Below are 1,228 nucleotides of genomic sequence, written 5' to 3'. Positions count from 1 at the left end.
CTAAACACCTAGGTAGTATCCGGGTCCTCCTCAGGCAGAGCATTCGCGTCATTGTCCGTCAGTTTCTCGGAACATGGTATGAAGCCACTTTAGGAGGAGCGTGGCTGACAAAATGGCAATCCAAGGGACTAAAGGGTCCGTTTGTTCGGCTGAGCCCACCTGAGCGACCCAAATCGCGATCAACAGCGCAATCAAAGCGATAGCTGTTAACAACATCTTGCCAGCTTTCGCTTCTGCTCGCCAGAGTAAATCTGAAAGCAGAGCTATGGTTAGAGAAAGCAAAATAGCGATAACGCTTATAATTAGAAACCTCCTATTTTACTTAGCAGAACGAGTTAAATCTATATCTAATAGTAAACCTCGTTGCATAATAGAATCTGATAAAACTATTGGCCTTTCATCGACCATCCGAACTGTGGCTTGATATTACTCCATTGTCGTCATGTGCAACGCTCTCATCATCGGTACTATGAAAGCCTCATGTAGCCAGCACGCAAGCGATCCTGACCTTTCCTGCAACAGCCTGGCGATATCTTGGAACGTACCTAGCGATGCTACGGCCGGCAGACAGCCGGTGTCCCGGCGCATCCTCTCCCCAACGACAGCCCTGCTGAGCTTGTCGGCCAACCGTAGCACCTCAGAGTAACGGGAGCTGAACGCCTTCAGTAGCTAATTTTAGGTGAGATTTGGGGAGTGCTCAAATCGCTTGCACGATTGTATCGCGATGCGATATATTAGCAACAGGTCGCAAGGAGGATAAGCGCCAAACGAATCCTCTATGGTAACTCTTGAGCGCCGACTCAGCTTCGACAGGCGCCGCGCACGTCTCCCGCTTCGAGGAAACTCCGTGCATGCCGCTTGGCTTATGCCTCATGCCACAACCGGAGTGCCAACCACATGGTCGAATTTGCTGATCGAACGATGCGCTCCAACGAGGTAGCGCCTTTTCAGGTGCAGCGTTTTTATACAAACGCGTCCTTTAGTTACGACACATGACGACAACCTCAGGAGTAAATCATGACTAAGTCGCTTTCGCGCGAGACTATAATCGTCATCAAGTCGACTGCGCCGGCGCTCCAGCAGCACGGGGTCGAAATCACAACGCGCATGTACGAACGCTTGTTCGTCGATCCAGAAATCAAGGCGCTATTCGACTTAGCGGCCCAGAAATCGGGCGAGCAGCCAAAGCGGCTGGCTGCTGCCATCCTCGCTTTTGCGCAGAACGCCG

The 1,228-nt window shown here is 51.5% G+C and carries 1 pseudogene; it reads left to right on the top strand.

Going from position 1 to position 1,228, the window contains the following annotated elements:
- Window positions 1-1,017: 1,017 nt before the first annotated feature.
- Window positions 1,018-1,228 (top strand): annotated as a pseudogene (locus NLI89_RS21625) (globin domain-containing protein); the annotation flags it as partial.

The organism is Sphingomonas faeni (assembly GCF_024273235.1).
Classification (GTDB): Bacteria; Pseudomonadota; Alphaproteobacteria; order Sphingomonadales; family Sphingomonadaceae; genus Sphingomonas; species Sphingomonas faeni_A.
This window is presented reverse-complemented; position numbering and strand designations above follow the sequence as displayed.